At 39.9% G+C, this 25,506-nt stretch carries 33 protein-coding genes; 29 read left to right on the plus strand and 4 right to left on the minus strand.

The window, feature by feature from the left end; all coding sequences use genetic code 11:
- Positions 1–190 precede the first annotated feature (190 nt).
- On the plus strand, positions 191–1,072 hold the full coding sequence (locus tag SFRI_RS08485) for a sce7726 family protein (RefSeq protein WP_011637113.1): 882 nt from the start codon (positions 191–193) through the stop codon (positions 1,070–1,072).
- Positions 1,038–1,934 (plus strand): sce7725 family protein, encoded by an 897-nt coding sequence (locus tag SFRI_RS08490; protein ID WP_011637114.1) that lies wholly within the window; start codon positions 1,038–1,040, stop codon positions 1,932–1,934. The genes SFRI_RS08485 and SFRI_RS08490 overlap by 35 nt, the downstream gene beginning before the upstream one ends.
- 178 nt (positions 1,935–2,112) lie before the next feature.
- On the opposite strand, the gene SFRI_RS08495 is transcribed toward SFRI_RS08490, so the two are convergent.
- Positions 2,113–2,805, minus strand: coding sequence for an XRE family transcriptional regulator (locus SFRI_RS08495; protein WP_011637115.1), 693 nt, complete (start codon positions 2,803–2,805; stop codon positions 2,113–2,115).
- A gap of 118 nt (positions 2,806–2,923) precedes the next feature.
- Between SFRI_RS08495 and SFRI_RS08500 the strand changes: the two genes are divergently transcribed.
- From SFRI_RS08500 to SFRI_RS08510, 3 genes are read left to right on the plus strand one after another with little or no spacing between them, the layout of a single operon-like run.
- A complete protein-coding gene (locus SFRI_RS08500; protein WP_011637116.1) occupies positions 2,924–3,109 on the plus strand; it encodes a Cro/CI family transcriptional regulator in 186 nt (61 codons plus the stop codon).
- A 27-nt stretch (positions 3,110–3,136) separates the two neighbouring features.
- Positions 3,137–3,730 carry a toxin YdaT family protein gene (locus SFRI_RS08505; RefSeq protein WP_011637117.1) on the plus strand — a complete coding sequence of 198 codons (594 nt, stop codon included), beginning with the start codon at positions 3,137–3,139 and terminating at the stop codon, positions 3,728–3,730.
- Between the two features lies 1 nt (position 3,731).
- A complete protein-coding gene (locus SFRI_RS08510; protein ID WP_011637118.1) occupies positions 3,732–3,935 on the plus strand; it encodes a hypothetical protein in 204 nt (67 codons plus the stop codon).
- A gap of 158 nt (positions 3,936–4,093) precedes the next feature.
- Here the strand turns inward: SFRI_RS08510 and SFRI_RS21250 are convergent, their stop codons facing one another.
- Positions 4,094–4,297, minus strand: a complete 204-nt coding sequence (locus SFRI_RS21250; RefSeq protein ID WP_081430130.1) for a hypothetical protein — start codon at positions 4,295–4,297, stop codon at positions 4,094–4,096.
- 172 nt (positions 4,298–4,469) lie between these two features.
- Here SFRI_RS21250 and SFRI_RS08520 point away from each other — a divergent pair, with 172 nt between their 5' ends.
- The 11 genes from SFRI_RS08520 to SFRI_RS08570 all read left to right on the plus strand — a co-directional run bounded on the left by SFRI_RS08520 (position 4,470) and on the right by SFRI_RS08570 (position 12,049).
- Positions 4,470–5,225: a helix-turn-helix domain-containing protein gene (locus tag SFRI_RS08520; protein WP_011637120.1), complete on the plus strand. Its 756-nt coding sequence runs from the start codon at positions 4,470–4,472 to the stop codon at positions 5,223–5,225.
- A complete protein-coding gene (locus tag SFRI_RS08525; protein ID WP_011637121.1) occupies positions 5,222–5,887 on the plus strand; it encodes a replication protein P in 666 nt (221 codons plus the stop codon). The genes SFRI_RS08520 and SFRI_RS08525 overlap by 4 nt, the downstream gene beginning before the upstream one ends.
- A complete protein-coding gene (locus SFRI_RS08530; RefSeq protein WP_041412898.1) occupies positions 5,880–6,101 on the plus strand; it encodes a hypothetical protein in 222 nt (73 codons plus the stop codon). The genes SFRI_RS08525 and SFRI_RS08530 overlap by 8 nt, the downstream gene beginning before the upstream one ends.
- Positions 6,101–7,363, plus strand: a complete 1,263-nt coding sequence (locus SFRI_RS08535) for a tyrosine-type recombinase/integrase (protein ID WP_011637122.1) — start codon at positions 6,101–6,103, stop codon at positions 7,361–7,363. Before SFRI_RS08530 ends, SFRI_RS08535 begins: the two co-directional genes overlap by 1 nt.
- Before the next feature lie 27 nt (positions 7,364–7,390).
- Positions 7,391–7,636: a helix-turn-helix domain-containing protein gene (locus SFRI_RS08540; protein WP_244262862.1), complete on the plus strand. Its 246-nt coding sequence runs from the start codon at positions 7,391–7,393 to the stop codon at positions 7,634–7,636.
- The gene (locus tag SFRI_RS08545) at positions 7,636–8,004 is read left to right on the plus strand and encodes a hypothetical protein (protein ID WP_011637124.1); all 369 of its coding nucleotides are present in this window, start codon (positions 7,636–7,638) and stop codon (positions 8,002–8,004) included. Before SFRI_RS08540 ends, SFRI_RS08545 begins: the two co-directional genes overlap by 1 nt.
- A gap of 1,050 nt (positions 8,005–9,054) precedes the next feature.
- On the plus strand, positions 9,055–10,338 hold the full coding sequence (locus tag SFRI_RS08555; protein ID WP_041412901.1) for an alpha/beta hydrolase: 1,284 nt from the start codon (positions 9,055–9,057) through the stop codon (positions 10,336–10,338).
- A gap of 54 nt (positions 10,339–10,392) precedes the next feature.
- Positions 10,393–10,545, plus strand: coding sequence for a hypothetical protein (locus tag SFRI_RS21660; protein ID WP_167526091.1), 153 nt, complete (start codon positions 10,393–10,395; stop codon positions 10,543–10,545).
- 320 nt (positions 10,546–10,865) lie between these two features.
- On the plus strand, positions 10,866–11,138 hold the full coding sequence (locus SFRI_RS08560; protein WP_011637126.1) for a hypothetical protein: 273 nt from the start codon (positions 10,866–10,868) through the stop codon (positions 11,136–11,138).
- A 173-nt stretch (positions 11,139–11,311) separates the two neighbouring features.
- Positions 11,312–11,683, plus strand: a complete 372-nt coding sequence (locus tag SFRI_RS08565; RefSeq protein ID WP_244262863.1) for a DUF4844 domain-containing protein — start codon at positions 11,312–11,314, stop codon at positions 11,681–11,683.
- A 15-nt stretch (positions 11,684–11,698) separates the two neighbouring features.
- Positions 11,699–12,049 (plus strand): hypothetical protein, encoded by a 351-nt coding sequence (locus SFRI_RS08570; protein ID WP_208062846.1) that lies wholly within the window; start codon positions 11,699–11,701, stop codon positions 12,047–12,049.
- Between the two features lie 494 nt (positions 12,050–12,543).
- Here SFRI_RS08570 and SFRI_RS08575 read toward each other — a convergent pair whose 3' ends face one another.
- Positions 12,544–13,587 (minus strand): IS110-like element ISShfr7 family transposase, encoded by a 1,044-nt coding sequence (locus SFRI_RS08575; RefSeq protein ID WP_011637129.1) that lies wholly within the window; start codon positions 13,585–13,587, stop codon positions 12,544–12,546.
- 475 nt (positions 13,588–14,062) lie between these two features.
- On the opposite strand from SFRI_RS08575, the gene SFRI_RS08580 reads away from it, so the two are divergent.
- Positions 14,063–14,476 (plus strand): lysozyme inhibitor LprI family protein, encoded by a 414-nt coding sequence (locus tag SFRI_RS08580; RefSeq protein ID WP_011637130.1) that lies wholly within the window; start codon positions 14,063–14,065, stop codon positions 14,474–14,476.
- Positions 14,477–15,182: 706 nt separating this feature from the next.
- The gene (cyaB, locus tag SFRI_RS08590; protein WP_011637132.1) at positions 15,183–15,734 is read left to right on the plus strand and encodes a class IV adenylate cyclase; all 552 of its coding nucleotides are present in this window, start codon (positions 15,183–15,185) and stop codon (positions 15,732–15,734) included.
- A 133-nt stretch (positions 15,735–15,867) separates the two neighbouring features.
- Here the strand turns inward: cyaB and SFRI_RS08595 are convergent, their stop codons facing one another.
- Complete coding sequence (locus SFRI_RS08595; RefSeq protein ID WP_011637133.1) at positions 15,868–16,452, minus strand: Rha family transcriptional regulator; 585 nt, start codon at positions 16,450–16,452, stop codon at positions 15,868–15,870.
- Between the two features lie 615 nt (positions 16,453–17,067).
- On the opposite strand from SFRI_RS08595, the gene SFRI_RS08600 reads away from it, so the two are divergent.
- The 11 genes from SFRI_RS08600 to SFRI_RS08645 all read left to right on the plus strand — a co-directional run bounded on the left by SFRI_RS08600 (position 17,068) and on the right by SFRI_RS08645 (position 25,501).
- A complete protein-coding gene (locus tag SFRI_RS08600; protein WP_011637134.1) occupies positions 17,068–17,508 on the plus strand; it encodes a hypothetical protein in 441 nt (146 codons plus the stop codon).
- A 360-nt stretch (positions 17,509–17,868) separates the two neighbouring features.
- Positions 17,869–18,546, plus strand: coding sequence for a hypothetical protein (locus SFRI_RS08605; protein WP_150099381.1), 678 nt, complete (start codon positions 17,869–17,871; stop codon positions 18,544–18,546).
- Between the two features lie 427 nt (positions 18,547–18,973).
- Positions 18,974–20,056, plus strand: coding sequence for a hypothetical protein (locus SFRI_RS08610; protein WP_011637136.1), 1,083 nt, complete (start codon positions 18,974–18,976; stop codon positions 20,054–20,056).
- A gap of 217 nt (positions 20,057–20,273) precedes the next feature.
- Positions 20,274–21,077 (plus strand): hypothetical protein, encoded by an 804-nt coding sequence (locus SFRI_RS08615; RefSeq protein WP_011637137.1) that lies wholly within the window; start codon positions 20,274–20,276, stop codon positions 21,075–21,077.
- A 379-nt stretch (positions 21,078–21,456) separates the two neighbouring features.
- Positions 21,457–21,924, plus strand: a complete 468-nt coding sequence (locus tag SFRI_RS08620) for a lysozyme (protein WP_011637138.1) — start codon at positions 21,457–21,459, stop codon at positions 21,922–21,924.
- On the plus strand, positions 21,924–22,361 hold the full coding sequence (locus SFRI_RS08625; RefSeq protein WP_011637139.1) for a hypothetical protein: 438 nt from the start codon (positions 21,924–21,926) through the stop codon (positions 22,359–22,361). The genes SFRI_RS08620 and SFRI_RS08625 overlap by 1 nt, the downstream gene beginning before the upstream one ends.
- Complete coding sequence (gene lysC, locus SFRI_RS21895; protein WP_425271585.1) at positions 22,282–22,515, plus strand: Rz1-like lysis system protein LysC; 234 nt, start codon at positions 22,282–22,284, stop codon at positions 22,513–22,515. The genes SFRI_RS08625 and lysC overlap by 80 nt, the downstream gene beginning before the upstream one ends.
- Positions 22,499–22,804, plus strand: a complete 306-nt coding sequence (locus tag SFRI_RS08630) for an HP1 family phage holin (protein WP_167526092.1) — start codon at positions 22,499–22,501, stop codon at positions 22,802–22,804. Before lysC ends, SFRI_RS08630 begins: the two co-directional genes overlap by 17 nt.
- A gap of 3 nt (positions 22,805–22,807) precedes the next feature.
- Entirely contained in the window at positions 22,808–23,341 is a 534-nt protein-coding gene (locus SFRI_RS08635; RefSeq protein WP_011637141.1) for a terminase small subunit, read from the plus strand.
- The gene (locus SFRI_RS08640) at positions 23,316–25,298 is read left to right on the plus strand and encodes a phage terminase large subunit family protein (protein WP_011637142.1); all 1,983 of its coding nucleotides are present in this window, start codon (positions 23,316–23,318) and stop codon (positions 25,296–25,298) included. The genes SFRI_RS08635 and SFRI_RS08640 overlap by 26 nt, the downstream gene beginning before the upstream one ends.
- Positions 25,298–25,501, plus strand: a complete 204-nt coding sequence (locus SFRI_RS08645; protein WP_011637143.1) for a hypothetical protein — start codon at positions 25,298–25,300, stop codon at positions 25,499–25,501. Before SFRI_RS08640 ends, SFRI_RS08645 begins: the two co-directional genes overlap by 1 nt.
- Positions 25,502–25,506 lie beyond the last annotated feature (5 nt).

Consider the following 25,506-nt stretch of genomic DNA (forward strand, 5'->3'; position numbering starts at 1 on the left):
GGTACGACATAAATATAACCAAGGTTAATTAATTGGTCAATAACTTTGGTTAATTATTTTTTTTAGTGGAAAATTTATAAATTATTAGTAAAAAGTGGCTGCGCAAACTACAATCGCTTTCAATATTAAAAGCTTTAAATATTAATTTTTATTATTTCCAGTTCCAACTTTGTCTGTTTATGAGTGAAAAATGAAAGTACAAGAAGCATCAAAAATGTTTAGTAGCAATCACTTAGTGCGTTTAGCATCTGGTGATTTTTCATTTTTGTATCGTATAGCTAATGAATATCTGATGGTAGAGCCATCAACAATTTCAATTGTTGATGTTTTTGAAGAAACATATGCCACTTTAGATAAACACTATAGGTATGAATACTTTTACAAAAACACCATAGCAAACAACAGATTGTTAGGGAGGCATTCTCTGCGGACAGCCGCAATGATTACAGAGTTTAGAGTAGGAAAGAATATCGCTGATTGTGTTATTTTTAATGGCAGCTCAACATGTTATGAGATTAAAACTGAATTTGACTCATTGTCTAGATTGGATGCACAGTTAGAGTCTTATTTGAAACTCTTTGATAATACATATGTAGTCTCGGATTCTAAGTTCTTATCTACATTGAATGCGATGATACCCAAAGATGTTGGAATTATTGAACTTAGCAAGCGTGGATATTTATCAACAGTTAGAGAAGCAAACGATTTAAGTCATGTTCCAATTTCTGTAGATTTAATAATGAACTCTATGAGAGCTGTTGAGTACATGGCATTAACGGATTCGATTTTTGGTTTTATTCCTGATGTTGGAAATATAAAAATTTATTCAGAATGCCGTTTATTACTTGAGACGGTTGACCCGTGTAAATTACGTGAGCATTTTCGCATAGTTATGAAAAGAATGAGGTCTAATAACGAAAAAGTATTGACAGCTTTCCCTCGCTCACTTACTAATGCAGGAGTAAGTTATAAATTACCCATCAAATTACAAAATCAATTGATTAATTTGTTTAATAATACTAGTGAAGGGAGTTCACATGTACTATCCGATTTTAAGAGGGAAACAATTTGAGTTAGCTGCTTTAAGAGAAATGGCTGAAGTCTTACAGAATGATTTGGTTCGTCCCATCATAGAGCCAGTAAGAATTGACCATACATTACTCATTAAAACAGTTAAAGCTTTGAATGACGTCGGTATTATACCCATTGTAATCATTAATCCTACTTTAGGTGATTATACTGATACACCCCAACCTGAATCTATATCCTTACCTGAAGAACTAAATTACCTGCCCTGCATTTTAACAAGTGGTTTATCAACCACTGTTTTACAAGAACTTATTGATAATTTTGATTCTTACTCTGTTTATATTGAAGAGGGGATAAGCCGCGAGCATATAGGGTTATTAGCCGATGCTGAATTAATTATTACTAAGAATTATCAGTCTGCTGTATTTAGTGATTTCTCAAATGTTGTTATTATTAATGACGGATTTAATCGACGGTCAAGAAATGCTGATTACCCAGATTTCTCATACTTTTCAGATACACACATAACATTCCATGAACATGCTAATGTTATAGGTTTTGGTGACTATACGATTACTGGTGATGAGTTTTCTGAGTCTGGTGGGCCTGCATATGTTGTGACTATTCATTTGTCCTATGTTAATCAAAATGAATTTAACTCAATATATATAAGACATTTCAAATCTTATGACGATTCTACCGCCGCTAGACCGGGTGATAAATTTGGTGATGCACTGCGGCGTTTGATTTCATTTGTTGATACTAATCCACTTGATTTTGAATCAACTTTAGGTTTGTCTTGTTTCAGAGCTCTTCATGTGAGTGATCATTATCCTGGTTTAGGCATAGTTAAAAAACATTCAATTCAACATCATATAGAGACTGTAGTTTCTTATATACGGTAACTAAATAGAGTTCTTAAATTCAAAATAGACTTTATGTTTTAAACATAAAGTCTATTTTTTTATTGCCCTGAGGATAAGTTTATACACAATAATAACTTTAGTCTTACTGATGTTTACAGGTTGTATTTATGGAAGTTTTTATCATTTATTAACTATCACTATAATAGGAGTTAAAGATTTACATTAAAACCGAATACCAAAACACTTTGCCAATAATTTTGATTTGTTTGATGGCTTCACCTTCGTAGCGTTCATCTGGCCACTCGTCGATGTTGTAGCTGCGAAGGCGCAAACCGCCACCTGGTAACTTGTATAAAGTTTTTACCCGCAACATACCATCGTGATTTATAGCGTACATTTTACCGTCGATTACATCTGTTTGTGATGTGTCTACTCCAACGGTTGAGCCGCTGGGTAATACCGGTTCCATGCTATTGCCGCTAACACGCACGCAAGCTGCATTGGTTGGGTCAACACTTGATTTACGTAATGTAGATTTTGCAAAGCGTAGTTTTGGGCCGTGATATTCGCTAGCCTCTGCTATACCGTGTCCTGCGGCTAATTCTACTTCCATATAAAATGGTATCTCTACTTCATCGTCATTTAGTGGGGTGTTGCTATCCCATGTTTCCATTGGGCCTGCCCATTCGGCATTGCTCGTTGGAACATGCTTTTCTAATCCATACATTAACTCTTCTGCAGTGCAACCTAATACACCTGCTATAGCAACTAACTTTGATGACTCTTTAGCTTTTCCAGAAATGAGTTTGTGCACCATCACCTGTGAGATGTTGGCGCGTTCTGCTAATTCCTTTTGGGTTAAACCAGAAGCTTTTAGCTTTTCTTGGATGTTTTGGGCAAGTGTTTTCATGGGTTAATTATATTACTTAGGTTATAACCTTGGATACTAACCAAAGTTAATTTTGTTGTTGAATTAAATTAACTTTGGTTATAATATGATTTTGGTTAATTAAAATTCTGGAGTTTTTATGAAGACAGCTGATGTTATTGCTCACTTTGGAGGTCAAGGGCGCTTAGCTAAGGTTCTTGATGTTTCACAGCCTGCAATTTCAAAGTGGGGGGATACCGTCCCATTACTTCGAGCTTATCAAATTCAAGTGATCACAAACGGTAAACTCAAAGTTGGTAACCCGCAGATCAAGCAAGCAGTTTAATTTTAGTCGTAAGCATGGAGAAAAAGCATGAAACAAAGATCACGTTTAGATTTATTGATGAAAGCCATTAATACGTGGCTTGAATTACCCAAAGTCAGCCGTTCGGCGTTGGCCACTGCAGTAGTGCAAGCCGTTGATGACTTAAAGCTGGCGACGGTATTGGCTAAAGAGGGGATTGCGTTTACCTACTCGGATGATATTTACAACGATGCTCGAGTAAATGCGCAAAAGATTTTCCGTTGGCTTGGACAGTACGCTGACCAAAACGCGGTACCTGAGCGTTTGTTTTATGTCGAGCAAGCGATATTGGCAGCTATGCCCGTTGAGCTACGCATTGGGTATTTAAACGATGTTTACGGCATGGTTGGCGTGACAGTTGTTGTTGACCACGTGAGTGATGCTATGTCGTTAAGTGCAGATGACATGGCGGCAACGTTAACCAAAGAAAACTGCGATGCACAAGTTGCTGTTATTCGTTTAGGTATTAACCCAAGTCGTCATCAAGTTGAAACCGCTTACCGTGAACTACGTGAATCTCGCGGGGTGACATCAATGTCTTTGGATGTGCTTGAGCGTAAGTTTCCTTATTTAACCAATAAATCACTTAAGTCGGCTGGTTAGTATGGCTGATAACGTTGATGAAGCTAATCAATTAGCTGAACTGCATTTAACCAGTGAGTTGACCAAGGCGAAAGCGATATTACCGCCATTAACGGGGCGTTGTTTTTATTGCGAGTCACCGACGTTTGAACGCTTTTGTGATGCAGATTGTCGTGATGATTATGAGCGCTTACAGCGCAGTGTACAGATGCGTAAACGAGGTTGATATGACTCAGTTAAGTGATAACAGTTTGATTGAAACGAAAGAGAAATGGGTTATTGAGAAGTATGGCGAAAAGGTTTCTTTTACTCGATTTTTGGGAGAACAGGTGCACGAAAGTTATGCACCAGTCTCACAAGAAGTTGCGAGCATCTATGCGGTGGCTATTGTGCAAGGTTTTCAACCACCACGTTGTTTGAACTATCTCGATAAACTTGCTGGTTAAATTCAACTTGGACTAGCGTTGGCGATCGCTGTTTTAGTCGATTGAAATCGAGCATTGAGAAGTCAAGCAGCATGTTGTCAGGGTAGTGGCTGAGCATTTCTTTGAACTCGCCGACGGTTATTGATGGTTTGTATTGTTCCATGATTCGTCCTTGATGGGTGATGTTATGAATTTTAAAAATAAGAAACCCCGCTTAAGTTTGGCGACCTGAGCACGGGGTTAATACCTACAGAGAGAGGCAATTACATGTTACGCAAGCATTTGTGTTACGTCAATTTAGCGTTTGCTGAGTTGGTTTTGTGGGGATTACGCCCATGAGTATGGAATTAATGGTTAAGGCTATGAAGGCGAAAGTGGGTAATCCGCTGCGCAAGTTGGTGTTATTGAAATTGGCGGATAACGCGAACGACCAGGGTGAGTGTTGGCCTAGTTATAATTACATTGCTGAGCAGTGTGAAATGAGCCGTCGTAGCGTTATGGACCATGTTAAAAAACTCGAAAAGTCGGGCTTTTTACGTCGTGAATATCGCAAGGGTGTTAAGGGTAATTCGTCTAATGTTTTTCATCTGGATTTTGATGAAAATACAGGGTTAGGTGGTGAATCTGCTGCACTACCTAGTGAATCTGTCGCACTACCCCCTAGTGAATCTGCTGCACTACCTAGTGAATCTGCTGCACTACCCCTAGTGAATCTCCTGCACCCAGAACCAGTCACTTTAGAACCAGTCAATGAATCTTTAAAAGATGTAGTCACCACATCGAAAAAATCACCTTTGGATTTTTCAAAGTGGCCTGCCTTGCCAAGTGACCAAGTTTTTAAAGACTGGTTAGCCATTCGCAAACAGAAAAAAGCCAAGTTAACCCAAACAGCGATTAATCGCCTGGCACCGCATTTGGTGAAAGCGGTTGCTGCGGGTTGTTCGGTTGATGACGTTTTTGAGTTATGCGCTTCACGTTGCTGGATTGGTTTTGAGTTCGATTGGTTAGTTAACGCTGGCTTGATTGCGAAACAAGCGATTAAGGCCGATTGGAGTCACTCAGTTTTTGACCCAGAGGATCCATTGATATGAAGTCTATTCAAACATTGGTTAATACCGGTTCAATTGTTGGCGCTATGCAGGGTAATGGCTCAAATCGCCAGCTGTCTGAAATGGATGTGGCGATTGTCGATAGTGTGTTTGCAAAGCTGCGCGTGTTGTTTCCGGTTGGTGCGCCTAAGGATGATGTTGAGTCGTTGCACAAAGCCGAGTGGGTTAAAACGCTTGCCGTTCAAGGTGTGAGCAGTCGTGATCAAGTGCAAATGGGATTAACTCGGGCAAGACGTGAGCAGGGTGATCGCCAGTTTTGGCCAACACCACGCCAGTTTGCGTTGTGGTGTCAGCCAACGGCTTATGACTATGGTTTGCCTGATTTGGATTCGGCATATCGTGAGGCTAAGCGCCATTATCACAATGTAGCAGGCCATAAGTGGAGCCATGATGTTGTTGGCTTGGCAGTGCGCCAATGTGGTACCTGGTTGTTTGCTACCGGCATTGAAAAAGACGTATTAACCATGTTTACCCGCCAATACGAGATTTTATGTCGTAAATACGGCAATGGTGAGTTGGTTGATGTTGAGTTACCTAAAGCGTTACCGACCCGTGCTACCCGCAGGATTGAACCTGCTGAGGGTAAAGCGTTGGTGGCAAAGTTTAGGCGTCAACTTGGTTTAAGGAGTGCTAACGATGAGTAATCAATCTTTGACTCAAAAAGAGCGTTTGCTGAAGATTTTAAGCGGTGACCGTTTTCTCACCTTGTATGAAATCCAACAACAGTGTTTTGACCAGTTTGGGGTGCACGATAGCGAAACCGCGTTAAGTGCCCGTTGGCGCGAGTTGCCCAATTCGGTTAAGCAAAAGCGCCGCCGTGAAAAGTGCACCGCTTGGGAATATAGGTTGGTGGCCTGATGATGGTAAAGGCGGCATCTGGTGTTGAGGTTGGTAAGTTAAATGATGCGGCGTTAAAGCGTTGGTTACGTGCTGGGGTGAGTCGTGATTATCGTGATCCGCAGTTTCCTGAAATTCGTTTACGTGCTGCAGCTGGCCGAACGCGGGCGAGTGTTCATTTGGTATTGAATGAAAACGGTAAGACAGTTTGGCAAAAGGTGGGCACTTGGCCAAGCATGTGTATTAAGACCTTATGTGCTGATTTACCGGTGATGTTGGCTAAGCGTAATGTGGGCGGCATGGTGACCGGCCAGTTTGATTCGGTCGGCAGTTTGCTTGAGTGGTACCAGGAACATATTGCCAATAACACCACTTATAGCAAGAGTTGGCGCAGCAATATTAAGTCGATGATCAAGTGTCATCTGTTGCCGAGGTTGGCTGATGTTCGATTGCATGAAGTGAGTTTTATTGCGGTTGACGGCATTTTGGTTAAACCGATGTTGGTTGAGGGGTTTGCGCCTAAGTACATTCGTGAGGTGGTGAATAAGCTTAAGGCGGTGTTTGCTGCGGCTTCAAAGCTTCGTTTGATTAACGCTAATCCGCTTGCTGGTTATCGGGTGACGTATTCAATCAAAGTGAATGATGCCATGGATACGCGCTTGTTTGAGTCAGATTTGGCCGAGTTGTTTACTCGTTTAGGTGCCGTGGTAATGCCGGTGCAAATGTTGTTTGTGTTGATGATGATGTTTGGTACTCGCATTAACGAAACTCGTTTGGCTCGGTGGGAGCATTTTGCGGGTGATTATTGGGTTATTCCGGCCAGTAATGCCAAGAACAAAGAAGAACATCGTATACCGATGACCGATTCTGCTAAGGCACTTATTCAGCATTATAAATGTTGGCAGCTTAAGCATGTTGGCAAACGCGCTTACTTATTCCCAGGCAATGTTGGTGCTATTTCCATTCGTTGTGCTCATGATTGGCACACTCAAATCCGCTTTAAACATTTCACTAGCCATGATTTACGTCGATTGTTCAGGACCATTGTTGCTGACTTAGGTGTCGATACCATGATTGGTGAACGTTTGTTGAATCATGCCTTGCCTGTGTTGCTGCGTAAGTACGTTAAATCGACCTTGGATAAGGGCATGAGTTTAGCGTTAGAGCAATATCATCAATATTTAATTTATCGTGGGTTTTCTTCTGTTGCGCCCGAGATATTGCCTAGATCGTCAGTGAAAAGTGAGAACGGTCAAACCCTGACTGCCAGTGGGTGGCTGTGATGATCGCTGCATCATTATTAGAAGAATATGCAATTAGAGGTTTTTGGGGGCGAAATGGCATTACGCGGGTTTGATTTTTTGAAAACGGGCAGGAATATTCGCGGGCTAACCCAGACTGAAGTAGCCGAGATTTATGGGGTAAGTGAACGGACTTATCAGCGTTGGGAACGGGGTGATGTGAGAGTGCCATTTGATGATGTTTCGGCAATATGCGCCCAGGTGTTTAAGTTAGGGATTGATGACATAAGGGCGATGATTGATGGTGAAGAATAATGGCGAAGATTAATGTGCAGCAGCTGCAGCATCAACAAGTGACGCTGAACATGAAAGCGTTGCGTCATGGGTTAACACGCTGGGGTAACTATTGGGCCCATCAAGAATATGGTCAAGGGTTCGCAAGCCGAAGCCAGTGCGACAAGTTAGGTGAAGTGATTGTTTACGGTAGTTCGGCAGTGGTCGAGATAACGCCCCCACGTGAGGTTAGGCAGTTCGATGTGATGATTGAACGGTTAACACCACAATGTATACGGGCCATTAGAACGCACTACATCAGCAAAGGGCAGTGGGCCTTGATGGGATTCGATAGCAAGAAGTCTTATTTGTATTGGTTGAGAAGGGCAGAGGTAGGGTTAGTGGAGTGAGTTGTGATTATAAATATTATTGATGGTGACAGTGTGATTTTTGATAAGTGATTAATTTTATGTAGCTTTTGTTTTTACTCGTCATTACTTTTTTAATGGGTCCTTCTGGCTCGGTGCACTGCGGGGGCGGAGAAGCGCAGTGCTTCACTACATATGAAAAATTTAGGGGGTTACGTTGTTGTTTTATAGGCTTGATCTCTGCTATTCAATTTCACCTAAAAAATAAACCTATTAAGCTAATGAATTAATAGTGTTTTACCCTACATTTCATGATGCTCAATTCGACTCAACTTTTGATCATCTTAAACCGCAACTTTTGATCGCCTAAATCTTTGTGTCCATAGCTTTAGTTTGCTGCTACTTTTAATAGACTGGTTACATTGATGTAATACTAGTTCACTAGTTAAGGATGACTATGAGTAACGCCACAGAATTGTATTGTATTGAATCGACCTCTGAGACTTTGATCATCGAAGAGATAATTCAAAATGAGTTGAAAAGGGCCGACAGCTTACCCCAAGAGTTAGCGGTAAAAGTTTTTACCAAGGACAGCTGCATATGTTGGGATTACGATGATTCTATTTTCATATCTTTTGAACAGCAAAAATTACTAGTCAAAATAGTGCATTCGGCATTTGACTCAGTAAAGCGATAACTTACTAAAAATATTAAAAAATACAGATTTACGTCTTGCTAACTCATTGCCACCCACGATTATTGGCTACAAAGAAAAGAATGGCTACTTGATGTAGCCATTTTTATGGGCATTTAACTGAGGTTTTCTACTGCCTAAAGGACTATGTTGAGAAAAATAGGGCTGCTCTAATATATTGATATTATTTGGTTTATTTTTTTACATTTGATGTTGACACTTTTAACGTGCAATTTACGTTTTTTATTTGAGTGTAAGAGCCATTAAATTGCTTTACTTCAAAGACATAGAAAACGTAGGATGATATTAATCAATAACTTAAACGGACGGCTTTATCGGTCGAGCCGTTCAATAAGCTGTTAGCCCTTTAACAAATATTATACCTACGGATGGCTATAATGATAAAAACACTCACTCTCGTCTTCACTTTACTATTTTTAATTACACCAAAACTTTCCTTTTCGGCCGAACTAAACACAGGAGAGCGGGTAAAAATACAATCAAGCGTTTTGAAGGAAGAGCGAGAAATTCAAATTCTGCTGCCCGAAAGTTACTTAAGTCATTCAGCAGCAACTTACCCCGTCATTTACCTTATAGACGGTGATTATACGTTTCATGGTATGTCCGGCATGTTGGATTTTTTAGCAAATAAAGCACAATTAATTCCAGATGTTATTGTTGTGGCTATCGCCGATAAAGGCACTGAGATATATCGTCAGAACATGACACCCAAGGGGTTAACCGCACCCTTTAAAAAAGAAGACGCTGGCAAAGCCGAGCTATTTTTAAGTTTTTTAACAGAAGAGGTTAAACCTTACATAAATAGCAATTACAGAGTGGCGGATAACGCCATTTTGGTGGGGCATTCTATGGGCGGGTTATTTGTGCTTAATGCACTATTTGAGGCACCCAACGCCTTTGACCATTTTGTCTCTATGAGTCCATCAGTTTGGTTAAATGATTATGCCATTATGGCAAAGGCAAAAAGCTATATTGAAAAAGATGACCATAAACCTACTTCATTGTATTTATCATTAGGCGATGAAAATAGGCAGGGAGTCTATGGGGTTTTACAATTACTGGATGAAGCCCAACCTAAAAATACGCACTGGCAGTTTTCACAATACCCCAATGAGAATCATAATTCTGTCGGGCTAATTGCCTTGCGCGACAACTTAAAAGCCATATTTAAGGGATGGTTTATTACGGATAAAGAATTATCGCAGTCAATGTCACCAGAGCAACTACTACAGCATTACAAAGCACTGTCTTTATCACTAAACCTTAATCAATCCATACCAACGCCAAGCATTAAATCTGCCATCCGATATTTTTATCGCCAAGAAAAAACCAGCGAAATCCCTGCGTTTATGGCAAAGATAAAAAAAGAACTGCCCGCATCAGAGCAAGGCTTTATTATTATGCAGTCGAGTTATGTTGGACATTATGATTCGCCTGAGTCCGCTTTAAAAATATTACAACTATCTGAAGAGCGTTTTAATCACTCGGTAGAATATTTAAAAAGTATTGCTTCAACCTACGAGCAGTTGGACAATACGATTTTGGCCATTAACTATTATGAAAAAGCGTTGAAATTGGCCCAGCTATACAATAGTAATCAATGGCAAATAAATATTATAGAGGCCAAGTTGCTAAAAATAAGAGCTAAAAATAAGAGCTAAAAATAAGGGCTAACAAGTCGTTCAAATAATGCTCATTAATATAGGAATGAAATTATGGAAGATTTAGGGTTTGTATTTGGAATAATAGGTATGTCTTTGGGGATTTCAAGTTTTACTTTTGCCATCATAACAATGAAAAAGGTGGATAAACTTGAGAATAAACTCAAAGAGCTTAATGTTTTAAATCATGACTTTAAGTCTAGTTAATAATCTAACTGTTATTGGCTACAAACAGAAATGGCTACTTGATGTAGCCATTTTTATGGGCATTTAACTGAGGTTTTCTACTGCCTAAAGGACTATGTTGAGAAAAATAGGGCTGCTCTAATATATTGATATTATTTGGTTTATTTTTTTACATTTGATGTTGACACTTTTAACGTGCAATTTACGTTTTTTATTTGAGTGTAAGAGCCATTAAATTGCTTTACTTCAAAGACATAGAAAACGTAGGATGATATTAATCAATAACTTAAACGGACGGCTTTATCGGTCGAGCCGTTCAATAAGCTGTTAGGTAATCAAAGATGAGTGCTAAGAAGAATGTAGTGGTTGCCACACTTTGCCTTATTCCTACAGCAACTCTTTTATTTTTTGTAGATTTTAATAATGACTGCCTTAAAGAAAGTGAAGCCAAATTAATATTCGAGAAAGCTGTTCAATTAGAGAAAAATGGTGATCTTAAAGGGGCTCGCATAAAGTACAAGGTCATTGATGCAAATGCATGTACAAATTATAAATTACGTGGTGAAGCATTTAATAAAGCAGTAGCGATTCAAAAGGTACTCATAAAATCATGACTATTGCTCAATCACCTAACAAAAAGTTGGTGTTCGCACCTACGGTGCTGGGACGGTTACACTTAGCTCGTTCCTCGCTACGTTTCAACGCCCCACAACAAAAGCGTTAGTGTGAACAAATGAAGCTTTTGCGAATACTGTTAGTCTTATGCTTAATTCAAGGCTGCAACGAAATGGAAATTAAAATGCTATCAAATGGAAGTGATGTCAAAGTTGCTCTTCGAGAACTTCAATCCCAGAAAAAATTCATTGAAGACTTAGGTCTGTTTTATCCTGGAGCACCTGATGAACTAAGCAGAGTCGCAGCCGAGAAAACAATAAACTCTGTATTACTTAAGCTCATAGAATCCTCATCTGATAATTTGACCGAAAAAGAGTTTTGGTTAACCTTGGAAGTTGCAGCTAAGCAACTAGGTAATATGGACTCGGAAGAAATGGATCGTGGTTTATCTTACATGGAAGAAATCATGGATATCTATAAAATTGAATCTTCAGATGGTAGGTTAAATGAATGGCGCTACGGTTTTGAGCCAAGTTCACACTAAAACGGCGTTATGTGTATGAATAAGTCTGAAGCATTATCGAAAATTAGAGCCGCACTAGCAGGGGATTCTCAAGTCATTACTCCTAAAGGTGAAACTTATGAAGACTTCGTTGAAAGGTTGTCTAAAGAGTTATTGGCAAATGTTATAACGCCTATCGTAGCAACTGTTGTATCTACATGCGTAAAGAACGGTGATATTGAGAAATATCAAAGCTCTAAGGTTTGGGCAATCGCAAAACATGAAAATAGCTGGTTGCTAACATTAGAAAACGAAAATGAGTTTGCTTTGGGGTTTGGTGATACTCCAAATAAAATTATGATGCATGGTTTCTCTTCACCAGATGTACTCGGAGAGTGGTGTACATAATACACATAACACATATGAGCCTTCCACCAGTCAATAGGCGAGCCTAACTTATTTGACTGCTTTTGCAGTCAAATTAAAATCAATCAACAAATTCATCTACTTCGTCTGTCATTTAGCTGTCAAATCATCGTTTACAGCAAACACATATAGAGGCTCTCTTAGTGCGATCTTATCGCTGCCTGACTCTTTTCAATCCGTTGAAATATCAGGGGCACTAGACATTTATCGGTTAACCCTAAGATGGCACTATTCAAGTCAGAGGTGCTTTTTGCACAGTTAGTTTCAGGCTCATTTAGGGTGTAAACGACTTTGTTGATTGTATTCATTAATGCGCGCCAACAAGGTGTCTAATCAAGGCGATGTAGCTTAAATAGCATTTGGCATAGTGATGATGGTGAGAAGTCATTGCTTCATTAGCCACATCATTCACGGTCATGCTCGCTTCTCTTTTTAAGAGTATCTAGTTAGACGTTCAGCTCACCTTATTGCGCGACTTATCCTTTTAAGAATCGTTGTTCATCAAACACCGTTTTGTTCTTCAGCATGAAATAGACGCAGCGGCCAAGCTTATGTGCCAGTGCAGACAACGCTTTTGCTTTACTCATTCGTTTTTGTAATCGATTAAGGTAGTTACGTGCTTTGTCATTACCACGTAGGTAAAGCACCGCTGCTTCGGAGAATGCCCATTTCAAATGAGCATTACCGATTTTATTGCCATTTGTGCCGTAGGTTTTACCGGCTGACTCCGCTTTGCATTTGACCAATCGAGAGTATGACGCAAACTTTTGTACTGATTCAAATCGACTGATATCACCGATTTCATAGAGGATTGTCAGCGATAAAATCTTACCAATGCCAGGTACTGTTTTAAGTAGTTCTAAATAGACGGGGTTATGGTTTTTGGCTTGTTTTTCGATGAACAATTCAACCTGTGCGAGTTCCTTTGCATAACAATCAAGTAGTGCCATGTCTAAATCAATGTTGCGCTGCACGATAGGGTCTTGATATTGCTCGCGAAGTTTTTTTCTTGCAGAGATGTTTTTAAGGTTAAGTTCAGTGGCAGGTAAATTGTATTGGCTGTTGGTGTTAACCACATGACCTTTGAGCATGGCCCCGTGACGGACAATCTTCATTCTTCGGCGCAGTAGATCACGAGCTGCGCGCATTTCACTTGGATAATCATAAGCTATTGGAAAGTTACCACCACGCAGTAGTGTGGCAATTTTAAAGGAATCGACTTTATCATTTTTGGTTTTACCACCGTGAATCGCCTTCATATAAAGCGCATGACCTAAGATAAAATCAACCCCAAGTTCAGCACACCAGTCTGACACCCAATACCAGCAATGCATGCACTCAACCCCGACAATTACATTGCCGATATAAGGTTCTAGAATGAGTAATAAGTCATCTTTACTGGCACCTATCTTTTTATGAGCTACAACTTCCCCTTTAGAATCAATGATACAGACATAAAGTAAACGTGCATGTAAATCGATACCACAGTAGTATGGATGTGAGTTATTATAAAATCTCATTGAGCTTTCTCCTGTTGGTTTAGTCACCTTAAGCATACCGCTGATGCGGCTTGCTAGGGAGGGGGCTCAATGAGTATCAAGCTGCTCAAAACGGACTGCTAACAGTTTGCTCGGTTCCGCTTCGCTTCACATTTTAGCAAACTATTATCAGCCCCTTATGCGGGCGTTGAACTAAGCCGCTGCGCGGAGCCAAATGACGACTCAATTGAGCGTATTAACCTCATTGAATCCGCTAGATTTAAAAAATGTGATGGAACACCATAATGACAAGGGAATTTCAATGAGACACGTACAAATCAAGCTACATAATCAGTTCAAAACTACTCCGCAGCCCATAGCCTGCATCAAAAAAAGCAAATTCCTATGGCATAACGAGTACCCATTAACCTGGCATAGGCCAAGTCCAACAAGCGGTTTGTGCCATGCAAACGGCGCAACGCATAAATACTAAAACGTTATGCGAATAAGGAACATTATGCGTAAATTTAAAATGTTAGTTCTATTACTTTTTTCTTTCACTGCCATGGCAGAAGATGATAGCAAGCAGTTAAAAAAAGAGTGGAATGAGACATGTAGAAATGCGACGAGCTATAAGCATGGAAATTACTGCCTTTTGAAGTTAGAAGAAAAAGCTGTAGTGTTGCTAGATAAAAAATATCAAACACTACTAGAATATCTTAAAAAACCAGACAAAGACCGATTGGTAGATGCACAAAATAAGTGGATAAAATACGTTACAGCGGATTGTCTTTTTTATTCCCCAACCTCAAAGGAGGGGGATTACTCTTATACTTATAACGTGGGCTGTAGGTTAACTCACAAATTACAGCGTTTAGAAAAGCTAGAAGACTATAATTTTGGAAAAGGATGCAATGGTTGCTCGTGGTAATTCGCATAGCAAGACCTTTAAACGGACAAAAAAACAGTTTGCTGTTTTCACTTCGTTCAACATTTTAGTAAACAATTTTTAGCCCCTTATTCCGGCGTTGAGACTATAGAATTTCTCCAAAAAGATGTTTTGAAAAACACACAAAACATTGCCCACGATGATTGGCTACAAACAAAAATGGCTACTTGATGTAGCCATTTTTATGGGCGTTTTCTGTGGCTTTTTGCAGTCTAAAGGACTATGTTGAGAAATATAGGGCTGCTCTAATATATTGATATTATTGATTTATTTTTTTACATTTGATTCGTGTACTTTTAACGCACAATTTACGTTTTTATTTAAGTGTAAAGAGTCATTAAATTGCTTTACTTCAAAGACATAGAAAACGTAGGATGAATTAATCAATAAGCTTTATGTGTTTTGTAGTATCAATTTAAAAAGGAGTCTATTTTGGGCGGCATAAGTATTTGGCAACTTTTAATTCTTTTCATTGTTTTAATTATTGGGATGTTACCTTGGGTTTTCGCTTTGGCATCTAAAAAAGCAAAAGGCATGCATAAGCTTATTTGGTTTCTCATGTCCTTCTTTATTTCTTGGATAGGGTATTTGGTCTATTACTTTGTCGTTATCAAGGACCTCCCAGAGAACAACACATAACAAGAGGCTATTGCGTCAATATTTCATAGTAAACAAGAGAAGAAAATATATGAATTCAGAACATTTTAAAGGTAAATATGAAGTAGAGCTAAAATTTAGATTGCAGTCAAAATCTAAATTTTTACAGAAATTGGGCACGATGTCTCACGAAGTAATGCTTCAAGATAATATCGAATCCGATTGGTACTTTGATACTTCAGAGCAACAATTACAATTTCAAAATAAAAGTGTTTGTATCCGTGAAATGGAACCATCAGGGATCAAGTTATGGATCGTCAAAGGTCCTGAATTTGATCGCTGCGAAGCAACTAATATCACAAATGCGAATTCAGCAAGAAGCATGTTAGAAACCATGGGTTATCAGGTATCTTTGAAAGCAAAGAAAATCCGCAGTATTTACTTTATTGGACAATACCATGTAACTCTAGATTATCTTGAGGGTATTGGTCATTTTTCTGAATTTGCGATTATGACTGATGATGAATCAATGTTAGCTACTTACAAAGTTGAACTTGAAAAGTTAGCCAGTCAGTTTGGTTTAAGCGCATCAGATTTAGAAATAAAGTCTTATCGCAAGTTGTTCACCGAACAAGCAGCCTAACTAATAAAGATAGGCCGCGCGAAGCCGCGTTCTTATTCCAAGTGTTGAACAAGCCCGAACACCCACTCTGATTACCTATAAACAAAAAATGGCTACTTGATGTAGCCATTTTTAGGGCGTTTAACTGTGGTTTTTATCGTAAACGGGCTTGTTTCTCTGCCAATCTTGCTAGTGTCGCTATCTGTTGGTTTGCGGCTTCACTGATTTCTAGCAATTGCTCAAGAGATAAAAAGCGGGGTTCGCGCATGTACTGCACTAATTTATCGCGGCTGGTGACAAACTGGTCATCATGTATCGGTTGCGAGCTGACTATTTTGCCGCCTTCCCATGTAAACATCATGCGCTGACGCTCAAACGGATGTTGAGTGCGGCTAAGTCGCTTTTGGGCTTCGTTGAAGGCATTAATGAAGTTGATCTTGAGTTCGGCAGCTTTGGCACCGGTAAAGCCCATGACTAAAAACATAAAACCGTCTTTGGTCAGGTGGTAGCACTTTAAATCACGCTGACTGGTGCCAACCTGTTGATTTCGCACGTTGACGCAAAAATGCGTTGACGTAAATTCATTGGGGGCATCGACTAGAATACGGTCAATTTTACGCAAAACGTCACAGTGTTTTTTGCCAAAGTAGTCGGCAACGATCAGTGAATTGGTAATGGTTTGTTGGCCGTTAATAAAGACCAGTTGTGCAGGGTAGTTTTTAGACTGTTGTAAGTTCATGGGTGACACTCCTTGATATCGTGAGTAATCATCACCAAACGGTTCGAATCGTTGGGTGATGAGCTGAGCAAGGTTCGAACTACCGCATCAAGGAAGCGGCCAGCCAAATGGCTGCCTCACCCAGCCCACCATAGTAGTGGTGCGCCGAGTCACGCAATAAAAAACCAGCTCTAAAGGCTGGCGACAACTGCGCCTTGATTATAGCGGGGTTCGAATCCCGGCATTGGATTTTGCCAATGCCTAAACAGTATCGCCCCACTCAGGTGCATTTGTCAATTTTACTGATGAGTTATCAGTTAAGTGAGTTATCGATAACCCTCCAGCCATTTTATAAAGCTAACATGGAGTAATCGAGAACCCTTGATCACACGGCTATTGGCAGTTGAAAGCAAAGCGTATACGCTTTAAAGACTTAGCAACAAATGGGGCAATATTAAGCGGTTATGTAGACTTCCGCTTTCACCTAGACTAAAGAGTTATTGATTGGAGATGTTTAAACTGATAAGTTACTAAAAATATTAATAATTAAAGTGATATAGACGCTGGTTTTTGGTTAGCATTCTGTGAATGTTTATCGGATTCACGCTAATACGCTGTCATAAGCCATAGGAAGGTATGGAGTTTGTAATTAAGCCTCATGATGGAATTGGCCTCATCAAACTTGGAATGTCTAGAGAACAAGTTAAAGAACTATTCTCTGGTTTTTTTACTTTGTCCGATGGATCTAGCGATTTCTATTTTGATAGTTGCCTTCAAATTGAATTTGAAAATGACTTAGTAGACTTTATCGGTGTATCTCAAAACATTAATTACCAACTTATGTTTGGTGGTATTGACGCATTTGATGTTGAAGGCATTACTTTATTTAATGCAATTTCCGCTAATGAATCGGAGAGTCACTCGTTTAATGAGTCGGAGTATATTTTCCCTGATCAAATAGTTACTCTCTGGGATATGGACGAACAATACGATTACCTTGGCAACCACAAACGTAAAGTTTGGGCACAGGTTGGTATTGGTTCTAAGTCTTACCTTGAAGTGGCAAATGGCTTATAACAAGCGCATCAATTCAGACTTCACAATTTAGTCCGAATTTTTGCAAAGAGAAACGACGCAAAAATGCGTCCAAAATTGTTCCGCTGTTTATGCTGGCGTTGAACTAAGCCGCTGCGCGGAGCCAAATACTGACTCAATCGAGTGTATTAACCTCATTGAATCAGCTAGATTTAAAAAATGTGATGGAACACCACTATGAAAAGGGAATTGAAATTGAACACATACAAATCAAGCCTCATAATCAATTCAACATTGATCTACAGCCGAGAGCTGGCATCAAAAAAAGCAAATTCTTGTAGCATAAAGCGTACCCATTAACCTGGACTCGGCATCGGCCAAGACCAACAAGCGATTTGTGCCATGCAAACAGCGCAACGCACAAATACTAAAACGTTAGGTGTTTCATTAATTAGGATTATTATAAATATGAATTTGACAGATGTTGATAAAGAGCTAATAAAGGCTTTCCAGAAATCATTTCTAACTTTTATTGGAGGAGGACTTTTAGGCTTTCTCGCTTTAGCTTTAATGAAGTATTTAACGGTTAATCACACTGATATTCAATTGCTCATATTAATATTTTTAGAAATCACAGTATTAATAATATTTTTTCGGTATCGAAAACTTTCAGATCCACAAAAGGCTACGAAAAATAATTGGAACGAATATATCAGTAGAGAGCTTCTAAAGGCGTTCTTTAATTCTTTCTTAATGTTTTATACTTTTTACAGTATATTTTTTGCATTTAATGGCGTTTCAACGATTCAAGTGGCTTGGAGTATTGTAAGTAATTCATATTCTGATTACGATCTTTTGCTTAACCTCATCTTTGTACCTTTATCATATATTTCAAATAACACAATTCTTAGCTTTATAACGTCTAATTCAGAAAAAATAGATGCAAAGCTTAAAGCAGAAGCAGAAGCTAAAGTTAAAGCAGAAGCTAAAGCTAAAGTAGAAGCTAAAGTAGAAGCTAAAAAATTGTTATTAGAGAAAAAACAAAAAATCACTAATAATGTAACTGTTGAAAACAGCTAACAAGTTGCTTAAACGGAAAAATAACAGTTGCCCATCGCTTCGCGATTATAATTAACCATTTTTATTCGCTTAGCCTAATGCTGACTCAATCGAGTGTATTAACCTCATTGAATCAGTTAGATTTAAAAAATGTGATGGAACACCACAATGACAAGGGAGTTGCAATTGAACACATACAAATCAAGCCTCATAATCAATTCAACATGAAAACGAAACATGGCCACCCACGATTATTTTTACATTTGACGTTGACACTTTTAACGCGCAATTTAAGTTTTTATTTGAGTGTAAGAGTCATTAAATTGCTTTGCTTCAAAGACATATAAAATGTAGGATGATCTTAATCAATAACTTAAATGGTCGGCTTTATCGAACTAGCCGTTCAATAAGCCGTTATAGCCTAGTGTGCTCTTGGAGAAGATTCGTTATGGACGTATGGATTGAACGGTTCGATAGAGTCCTCACGATAATCAGACCTAAAGCTTATAATGTTATTGCCAGAATAATAATTGGTTTGGGTATAGCTTTGGTAGCAGAGTCTCAACTAAATATTTTACAAGCTGTTATTGTTGCTAGCTATGAGAGTATGTTTGGCTATTCCGAAGTTTTAAGAAAGTTTATAGAGGGTAGTTCAAACCCTTGGATTGGTTTGTTTTTAATAGTCATAGGACTAATTTATCATTATTTTATGACTGTCGGGAAGCAACAAATTGATCTCCGATTATCTCAAATCCCACAGAAACCAATTCTGGATTTAAAACTACTGAATGCTGACTTAGTGCCATATGAAAACCATTCATTAAATCTAAGGGGAGGAATTGTAATCTTACCAAAAGATGAAATCCCTGAGTACAAAATAACCTATAATATTCCGCAAATGAGTGCGTTAAATACTTTTAGAAATATAAGTTTAAATCCAAAGTTTTATAAAGAGAGAAGCGATTTTTTAAAAGTTTGGGGAGGAGCAGAGCTAATAAGTTTAAAACTTTCAAACTTAACTTCAGTTTTAGCCACTGGGGTAAAAATAGAGATTACATTACCACGAATGAAAGGTGTTAGTGCTGATAATACAAAGGATGATTTTCCTAAATACCCAGCAGAAAAAAGCACCAGCCAATTTTCGATGCCCACTTATCATAACAAACCAGTACACTATGATATTAAACGATCTCATAATGATAAAGAGTATAATTTCACATGGGAAGTGAATGATATTCAAGCCAACACCACTTCAATTTCAGATACTTATATATTCTTGCGAGTTGAACAAAATGTTGATATGGAAATTAAAATATTTTGTGACCAATATGTTTTTCCTGTCACTGAAATATACCGAGTCACTAAGAGTAAACTTTCACACTCAATTTCAATATCTGAAATAACAGGTAACAAAGAAAGTTTTGATGAACTTGTAGATAAATTCATAATGGATGGTTACATACAAAGAGTTGCTATAAAAAGGTTTCAAGAATATGAGCATGAAAACCAAGAGGTTATCCCCCGCAGTTAAGGCTATAACAAGGAACGAAACATAGCCACCCACGATTTTGTTTACATTTGACGTTGGCACTTTTATCGCGCAATTTAAGTTTTTATTTGAGTGTGAGAGCCATTAAGTTGTTTTACTTCAAAGATATAGAAAATGTAAGATGGTATTGGTCAATAACTTAAACGGTCGGCTTTAACGGGCGAACCATTCAATAAGCTGTTAGGCATTAGGAGGTTATATGTTCAATTATAATCCGAGAGGGGAAAACCTAAGAGCCCTAGAGCAAAATATATTGAAATTTAGAGCTCTAGAAATGGTAATGATTTTATTCTATGTAGAAGAAATAAAGTCTTTAGCGTTAAGGACAATCAAAGTTACTGATGAATTTAGAAAGCTTCATAGCAATATTGATGAGCGACTTCCAGATGGAACCAAAAAAATATATACAAAGCTTTGGAAATTGTTGGTAGCTGAGAATATTTTGTCTGTAGAAGATAGTAAAGACATTGAAAAAATCATTGATTATAGAAATGATATTGCCCACTCCATTCAAGAACTTGTTTTTGATTTAAACGTAGATACATATTCAAAAAGTTTAGTTAAATTTTCAGGCTCAAAGTATGAGTATGGGGTACTGGAACGTCTCAAAAAATACAAAGAATCAATGTATGAAGAATTTTCGAGTAAATATATTTTTGAACTAAATATGAAAAGTGTGTTGTTCTCGCAAGCTGAACGTACATATTTGCTTGAGCTTAATAGGTTGGATAAAAAGATAATTCGTCTGCTAGAATTAAGGAAAATTGAAAATAAAGAAATCGGAGACGAAATGAGTTTACTAAATAATGAAATGTTAAATGATCTTAGACCTTATCACCCAAATAATTTCAAGAATAATAAACAGCTAACATCACGAGGGGTATTTTGTATGAACACTCTTTTTAAATTAAATGTCAGCAATATCCTTGTCAGTTATTTAATGCGTGTGTCATTAGGATCTGTCAATAAAAGAAAATCTAAGTGGCTAGAAAATAATTCCTAACAAGCACTTTTGTCCGCTTAAGTGGGCGTGAACCTCAATTCACTATAGTTCGCATAATGTGATTCAGCGTGTTAAAGCTTGTGCACCATTTCTATTTGCAGCAACTCACTTAACCGATAACTTTTAATTCAAACCTAGAAGTTATCGGTTTTACATATCACACAAAGCCAATTCTACCAACGCCATATGTGGCGTAAAACACGCCATATATGGCGTATTTTTACCCCTAAAAACAGGTACAGTTTATATAAGCTTGATACCACTGCGTAACTGGCTTTGTTTCCTCTCTAGTTCCTTTTTGCGTTCTCTCACGTTATATCATCGCCGTTGGGCTCCTGCATTGGAGCCCTTTTTTTTGCTCATATTGACCAGGTGCAGCATGAATATTAACACTAGGCTTTTGGCGCTGGGTTTCACTGGTGCCATTCTTACGGGCGGCGTGTTAGTTGCCACAGGTGAAGGTGAAGTATTACGCACCTATATTGACCCTGCCGGTATTGAAACTGCCTGTTTTGGCCAAACTGGGCATAACATAAAGCTTGGCATGGTGTTCACTCACCAGCAGTGCTTAGACATGCTGGCAACCAGCCTTAAAAGCTTTGACCGTGAATTGGTAAAGCTCACGCCGCCGTTAAGCGAGGGTGAACACATTGCTTACCTGAGTTTTATTTACAACGTTGGGGCCGATGCTTTTGGGGCTTCTACGCTGCGTAAAAAGTTGTGGGCTGGTGACCGTGTTGGTGCATGTAATGAGTTGCCGAGGTGGGTTTACGCCAAGAAGAAAAAGTTACCTGGTTTAATTAAACGCCGCTCAAATGAGCGGCGTTATTGTTTGAGGGATTTGTAATGTTTAACGACTTTAAAACCACAGTGCTGTTATGTGCAGTGCTGGTTATGGCGACTGTGATTGCTGTTGGGGCGTTAGGCATTACCTCACTCAAAGCGAAAAACAGCACATTAAGCCATGACTTGTTGCAATCGCAAGTTAGCGTGGATGCGTTACTGAGCAGCAACGCTAACAAAGACGAGCGGATTAAATCGCTTGAACGTGATTACCGCATTATCACCGAGCTAAACACGTCGCACCGCAAGCAAGTCGCCGATCTCCAATCGACGTTAGATCACAAACTAGAACGTGCTAATCAGCTAAGGACATCAAACCATGAGCCAACTAAAACATGGGCTAATACTGATTTGCCTAGTGATGCTGTGCAGCTGCTCAAGCAAACCGATTGTCAAAGTGGTGACACAGACCAAAACGGTTTATGTGTTACCGCCCCCTGATTGGCTTGAGCTTTGTGATAACCGACGTTTTATTGGGTTCTCAAATCTGGATTTACTGAATCATTCCCTTACTCAAACCAATGCGCTAGCAATGTGTAATGCAAACATGCTGCGCCTACAACAATGGCGGCAACAATATGAGCATAACGACTGACCTTAGTGCAAAACTCACCTCGTTATTGTCTTACATCGCCTCGTTTTTTACCGCAGCTGGCAGCTATGTGAACGATATGGATATTGGTGTTGTAGTCGGCGTGTTGTGTGCTGTGTTTACCGCGTTTATTAACTGGTTTTATAAAGACCGCCAGCGCCAGCGTGCGACATTAAAAAGTGAGCGTGAAGCCAGAATACAAGCGCTGCAAGAGCAGGTGTTGCTTAAACAATTGCAGCATATTGAACAAGAACGATGTAGCCATGTGTTAGACGATATTCACAAGGACTAGCTAATGGCACGTATTCAAACACCCGACGCCGAGCCAGTGCTACTGAACAAAACCGACCTGTGCAAAAGTTTGGGTATTAGTACCCAAGCATTTGATAAATGGGATGTGCCAATACACAGCAAAAAAGGCCGTGAGTGCTTGTACACCATGAGCGACGTGGTGGGTAATCGCGTGGCTAATGAGCGCAAAAAGCATGTAAGCAATCCAACGCCCGAAGATAACGAAAAACCCAATATCGACTTTGAGCGTTACCGCTTAATCAAAGCGCAAGCCTACGGCCAAGAGCTTAAAAACGAAAAAGACGGCAAAGAAGTGGTCGAGGTGAGGTTTTGCTCGTTTGTGCTTAGCCGAATAGCCGCGCAAATATCACCGGTGCTGGACCAAATACACATTCGTGTAAAACGTAAATTCCCCGACATGCCCGAACGCACCATAGACGCTATTCGCGCTGAAGTGATTAAAAGCCAAAACACCGCCGCTGAACTGGCAAACGGCATTGAGGATTTATTAGATGAATATATCAGAAGCACAGATTAAGAATTTGAAAGCTGCTGTGGCTGCTGGCCTTAAATCGTTTTATCGTCCACCTATGTTGACCTGTAGTGAATACGCAGACACGCATTTTTATATGTCGTCTGAATCGTCTTACACCGAAGGTAAATGGGAAAGCTTACCGTTTCAAATCGGCATATTGAATGCCATGGGTAACGACCAAATCACCACGCTGAACATTATGAAGTCAGCGCGTGTGGGTTACACCAAAATGCTGATGGCCAATGCGGGTTACAAGATAGAACACAAAAAACGTAACGTGCTGATATACCAGCCGCGTGACGGTGCCGCCAAAACGTTCATGAAAAAGCACGTTGAAACGGCCATACGCGACATGCCGATTTGGAAAGCCTTAGCGCCGTGGATTGGTCGCAAACATAAAGACAGTACCTTAGAAGATAAAATTTTTACCAACGGTAAAACCTTAATGGTGCGTGGTGGTACCGCCGCGGCTAACTACCGTGAAATATCCACTGATGATGTTATTTACGATGAGTTAGCGGGTTTTGATGAGTCAATCGAACACGAAGGTAATGCCACATCGTTAGGTGATACCCGTGTTGAACTGTCGTTGTTTCCTAAATCGATACGGGGTTCAACGCCTAAAGTATTAGGTACCTGCCAAATTGAAAAAGCCTGTAGCGAAAGCCAGTACCAATTTAGATTTAACTTACCATGCCCACATTGTGATGAATTGCAGCATTTAAAGTGGGGCGGCAAAACTGAACCCTTTGGTATTAAGTGGCAAGGTAGCGACCCAAAAACCGCCTATTACGTGTGCGAGCACTGCGGGTGCTGCATTGAAAACAATCAACTGCACGACATGGAAGAACACCCAAGCGCTTTATGGATATGCGACAAAACGGGCGTGTACACCACAGACTTTATTTCGTTTTTTGATAAAGACGGCGACGACTTTTTAACCCCCGAAAATATCTCGATTTATATCTGGTCGGCCTATAACACCCTTAACAGTTGGGCCAAGTTAGTCACTGAGTTTTACAAAGCTAAAGGCGATAAAGAAAAGTTACAAACCTTTGTTAACACCAAATTGGGCCAGCCGTGGGACAACGACAACGGCGAACGCATTGAGTGGGAAGACTTAGGCCGCAGGCGTGAAATGTACCCCAACGGCAAAATGCCCGATTGGGTTGTGTATGTCACGGCGGGTGTTGATACCCAAGACGACCGATACGAAGGCCGTGTTTGGGGGTGGGGGGCAGGTAAAGAGTGCGCCTTAATCGATAGGTTTATTTTGTATGGCGACCCAGCCAGCCAAGTGTTGCTGGATAAAGTCGCGCTGCGCTTAAACCAAAGTTACCCCCGTAACGACGGCATTGTGTTGAGCATTGGCACAACGTGTTGGGATTCGGGCGGCCATTACTCCGATACCGTTTACTCAATGAGTAAAAAGCTGGGTTTGTTCCGCGTGGTACCCATTAAAGGCGCCAATATGTACGGCAAGCCGATTGCCAATTTCCCGCGTAAGCGAAGCAACAAAGGTGTGTATTTAACCGAGGTGGGTACCGACAACGCCAAAGAGTTGATTATGGCCATGATGCGCACTCAACCCAGTGTTGATACGCGTACACCTGGTGCAATTCATTTGCCACTTAACGACAGCATTTGTGATGACACCGAACTGCAACAGTTAACGTCTGAACGCAAATTGCCGACACGCCGCGACGGTCGCATTGTTTATCGCTGGGAAGCTGGCGGCAGACGTAACGAAGCGCTGGACTGTTTTGTGTATGCCTTGGCTGCGCTGTATATCGCCATTGATCGCTTTGGCATTAATCTCGACTCGCTCAGTAAAGTGATAACAACCGACACTCAAAACGAAGCATCAACCGAAACATCCCCACAACCCAAAAAACCGAAAAAGAGCCAAGCCAATAACTGGCTAAATGGTGGTTCGGCAAAATCAGGAGGCTGGCTGTAATGTCAAAGCAAGAAGCGGCAGACATGGTCGCACTGTATATCGAAGCCGAAAAAGATGTACTGGCGGGTAAGTCCGTCAGCATCAACGGCAAAATGATGAGTACAGAAGACCTGGAACAAATTCGTAAAGGCCGCATGGAATGGCAGCGCACCTTAAGCATGTACACCCGCCCACGGGGTACCACACTCGCCCGATTTAACTAGGAATC

The organism is Shewanella frigidimarina NCIMB 400, assembly GCF_000014705.1.
Taxonomy (GTDB): Bacteria; Pseudomonadota; Gammaproteobacteria; order Enterobacterales; family Shewanellaceae; genus Shewanella; species Shewanella frigidimarina.